Consider the following 561-nt stretch of genomic DNA (forward strand, 5'->3'; position numbering starts at 1 on the left):
TGCCAAGGCATCCACCGTGTACGCTTAGTCACTTAACCATACAACCCGAAAGGGTTTCTATTTGCTTTCACTTTAAAAAGTGAAGACAAATAAACGTATGGCAACTAACCAAGGTTTTTGGTTGTCATTAAGAAGGGTTAATTCTCAATGACTGTTTGCCGGACTCAATTGTGAATCAAACTAAAGTTTGATTCGAATACAAGACACTTGAATGTGTTTGTTGTGTTTATCTAATGAAAGATAAACATTGAGAACTTTTAAATTTGATTTGAATTACTCGTAAGTAATCAAATCAGTCAGCTTTCCAAATTGTTAAAGAGCTTGATTCAATAAATGAACCATTTTTAAAAACACTTAAATAAATGTGCTTAAAGATGGTATCCCGTAGGGGAGTCGAACCCCTGTTACCGCCGTGAAAGGGCGGTGTCCTAGGCCTCTAGACGAACGGGACATAGGTTACTCTTAACTGTTTAAACATATCAATCTGTGTGGACACTTATCGTGAGTATCTTCGTATAAGGAGGTGATCCAGCCCCAGGTTCCCCTAGGGCTACCTTGTTA

The 561-nt window shown here is 38.3% G+C and carries 1 tRNA gene; it reads right to left on the bottom strand.

The window, feature by feature from the left end:
* Positions 1-375: 375 nt before the first annotated feature.
* Positions 376-451: transfer RNA gene (locus OQJ75_RS22445), tRNA-Glu, on the bottom strand.
* Between the last annotated feature and the right edge of the window lie 110 nt (positions 452-561).

Origin of the sequence: Vibrio sp. 14G-20, assembly GCF_026241515.1 — a bacterium.
Classification (GTDB): Bacteria; Pseudomonadota; Gammaproteobacteria; order Enterobacterales; family Vibrionaceae; genus Vibrio.